The 3,452-nt window shown below is 68.7% G+C and carries 4 protein-coding genes; all 4 read right to left on the bottom strand.

The window, feature by feature from the left end:
- Positions 1-293: 293 nt before the first annotated feature.
- Positions 294-848 (bottom strand): hypothetical protein, encoded by a 555-nt coding sequence (locus VFM98_RS18625; protein ID WP_325111390.1) that lies wholly within the window; start codon positions 846-848, stop codon positions 294-296.
- 264 nt (positions 849-1,112) lie between these two features.
- Positions 1,113-2,321: a 3-oxoadipyl-CoA thiolase gene (pcaF, locus tag VFM98_RS18620; protein ID WP_325111389.1), complete on the bottom strand. Its 1,209-nt coding sequence runs from the start codon at positions 2,319-2,321 to the stop codon at positions 1,113-1,115.
- An 18-nt stretch (positions 2,322-2,339) separates the two neighbouring features.
- Entirely contained in the window at positions 2,340-2,981 is a 642-nt protein-coding gene (locus tag VFM98_RS18615; protein WP_325111388.1) for a 3-oxoacid CoA-transferase subunit B, read from the bottom strand.
- 2 nt (positions 2,982-2,983) lie between these two features.
- Positions 2,984-3,452, bottom strand: a 469-nt coding sequence (locus VFM98_RS18610; protein WP_325111387.1) for a 3-oxoacid CoA-transferase subunit A, incomplete at its 5' end; no start/stop codon positions are given.

Raw genomic sequence — 3,452 nt, 5'->3', positions numbered from 1 at the left:
CGTCACGCCTTCGCTGTGATTGATCTGAGCCAATCTAATCTGATCGGCTCGGATCGATCCCGTTAGGGCCACCACGTGCGGCCGAACACAACGTGCCCGCGCGGCTCCAGCCAATTGAGGCGGCCGTGGGGGGCCCAAAGGAAGCGCTGCATCGAAGCCGAGACGAAGACCCCCATCGGGGGTCACCACGTGCGGCCGTAAACCACGAACCGATCCGCTTCGCTCGCGGAGCGAGCGAACGTCCGCGAAGCGGACGCCCGCGGCTCAAACTGAGGCGTCCGCGGGGGGCTAACCTAGCTCCCGCACTCGCCGGAGTCGGTGGTGCAGCAGTCGACCGCGTTCATCAGGCAGAAGTTGGGATCACCCTCGGCGGCGATGTTCGGCATCAGCCGGCAGCCGTAGCCCTCGCGCCCGCACTGGTCGTGGCTGTCGCACGGGGGCGCGCACGCGGTGAAGGCCCCCTCGACGCCGACGCAGGCGATTCCGCCGTTGGGATCACAATCGGCAGAGTCGAGCTCGAACGAGACCGAAGTGTCGGCGAGGCTGCACTCGCGGGAGCAATAGCCACCAGGCAGCGAGTAGACGCCCAGGATGTTCTGCACGCACACGGCACCGTCGCCGAGCAGCGGCACGCAGTCGTCGTCGACCATGCACGGCGCTCCCCAGGCGTCCATGATCGACTGCGTGGCGCCATCCTTCTCGGCCCACTCGGTGCCGCACTCGTTCGTCGGCTCACCGGTCTCGTCGCCGGCCTCGTCATCGGCATCGCTGCCGCCCGAGTCGCAGGCAGAGACGGAGCACAGCAAGCCGAGGCCGAAGCCGAACAGCAAAGAGAGCGGGCGGATCATGAGCCGGACACTAGGGTCGCGGCTCGGGGATCGTCAATCCGAAGCCCCCGCGCAGACCGATGCGCAGCGACGTAAATCACTGCTTAGCCCTGCTTAGCCCTGCTTAGCCCCCCCGCAGCCGCCTCGGTCGGAGCCGCGGGCGGCCGCTTCGCGGCCGTTTGCTTCGCAAAGCGGATCGGCTCGCAAATCGCGACCGCACGTGGTGCCCCCCAAGGGGGGCTTTGATAACGCGAGGACTGGACGCAGCGCCGGGGCTGAGACCGGCTAAGTAGCCCGTTGGAGCACAATCGCGATGCCTTGCCCGACGCCGATGCACATCGACGCGAGGCCCCACTCGGCGTCCTTGCGGCGCAGGTGGTGCACGAGGGTCGTCACGATGCGCGCGCCGGAGCAGCCGAGCGGGTGGCCCAGGGCGATCGCGCCGCCGTTCGGGTTGACGCGCGCATCGTCGTCCTTCAGCCCCAGCTGGCGCAGCACCGCCAGGCCCTGGGCCGCGAAGGCTTCGTTCAGCTCGATCACGTCGATCTGTTCCAGCTTCAGGCCGGTGAGCGCCAGCACCTTCTGCGTGGCCGGCGCCGGGCCGATGCCCATCACGCGCGGCGCCACGCCGGCCGTGGCCATGCCGACCACGCGGGCACGCGGCGTCAGGCCGTTCTTGGCCGCCGTCGCCTCATCGGCCAGCAGCAGCGCGCAGGCGCCGTCGTTCACGCCGCTGGCGTTGCCGGCGGTCACGGTGCCGTCGGGCCGCACCACGCCCTTGAGCCTGGCCAGCGCCTCCAGCGAGGTCTCGCGCGGATGTTCGTCCTTGCTGACCACGATCGCCTCGCCCTTCTTCTGCGGGATGGTCACCGGCGTGATCTCGGCCTCGAAGAAGCCGCGCTTCTGCGCCGCCACCGCCTTCAGCTGCGAAGCCAGCGCCATGCGATCCTGCGCCTCGCGCTCGATCCTGTAGTCGGTGGCCACGTTCTCCGCCGTCTCGGGCATGGAGTCGACACCGTACTTTTCCTTCATCAGCTTGTTGACGAAGCGCCAGCCGATGGTGGTGTCGTACACCGCGTTGGCACGCGAGAAGGCCGACTCCGCCTTCGGCATCACGAAGGGCGCGCGGCTCATGCTCTCGACGCCGCCGGCGATCATGAGCGTGGCCTCGCCGGCCTTGATGGCGCGCGCGGCGCTGCCCACGGCGTCGAGGCCGGAGCCGCACAGGCGGTTGATGGTGGCGCCGGGCACTTCCAGCGGCAGGCCGGCCAGCAGGCTGGCCATGTGGGCGACGTTGCGGTTGTCCTCGCCGGCCTGGTTGGCGCAGCCATAGAGCACGTCGGTGAGGGCCTGCCAGTCCACCTTGGCGTTGCGCGCCATCAGTGCCTTGAGCGGGATGGCCCCGAGGTCGTCGGTGCGCACCGAGGACAGGGCGCCGCCGTAGCGGCCGAACGGCGTGCGGATGGCATCGCAGATGAAGGCTTGTCGGGTCATTTCAGCAGTCTCCGGTGATCAGGCCGCGATCGGCAGGCCCACGAGGTTCTCGAGTTCGGCGTGCGTGAGGCCTTCGACGGTGTCGACCAGCTTCAGCCCCTGCGGCGTGCACTCCAGCGTACACAGGTCCGTATAGATTTTCTTGACGCAACCGATACCCGTGAGCGGATAGGTGCAGCGTTCGACGATCTTGCTCTCGCCCTTCTTGGTGAGCAGGTCCATCATCACCCAGGTCTGGCGGGCACCGATGGCCAGGTCCATCGCACCGCCCACGGCGGGGATGGCGCCCGGCTCGCCGGTACTCCAGTTCGCCAGGTCGCCCTTGGCCGAGACCTGGAAGGCGCCCAGCACGCAGATGTCGAGGTGGCCGCCGCGCATCATGGCGAAGGAATCGGCGTGGTGGAAATAGGCTCCGCCCGCCAGCAGCGTCACGGGCTGCTTGCCGGCGTTGATCAGGTCGTAGTCTTCCTCGCCGGCGGCCGGCGCCGGGCCCATGCCCAGGATGCCGTTCTCGCTGTGCAGGATGATCTCGCGGCCGGCCGGGATGTGGTTGGCCACCGTGGTCGGCATGCCGATGCCGAGGTTGACGTAGGCGCCGTCGAAGATGTCCTGCGCCACGCGCCGGGCCAGCTGGTCTTTGGTGCGTTTGTCGTACGCCATGCTCACGCTGCCTTCTTGAAGCCCGCCGCCTGGGTGGCGACGCGGGGGATCTTGACGATGCGGTTGACGAAGATGCCGGGGGTGACGATCGCCTCCGGATCGAGCTCGCCGAGTTCGCGGATCTCGTGCACGGTGGCCACCGTCAGCTTGGCGGCCGTGGCCATCACCGGGCCGAAGTTGCGCGCCGCCTTGCGATACACCAGGTTGCCCCAGCGGTCGCCCGCTTCGGCCTTGATCAGCGCCACGTCGCCGTGGATCGGGTACTCCAGCACGTAGTGCTTGCCATTGATCTCGCGCGTTTCCTTGCCCTTGGTCAGCTCGGTGCCGTACGCCGTGGGGCAGAAGAAGGCGCCGATGCCGGCGCCGGCGGCGCGGATGCGCTCGGCCAGGTTGCCCTGGGGCACGAGTTCGAGTTCCAGCTTGCCGCTGCGATAGAGCTCGTCGAACACCCAGCTGTCCACCTGGCGCGGG

This window comes from Ramlibacter sp. (assembly GCF_035706265.1).
Lineage (GTDB): Bacteria > Pseudomonadota > Gammaproteobacteria > Burkholderiales > Burkholderiaceae_C > Ramlibacter.
This window is presented reverse-complemented; position numbering and strand designations above follow the sequence as displayed.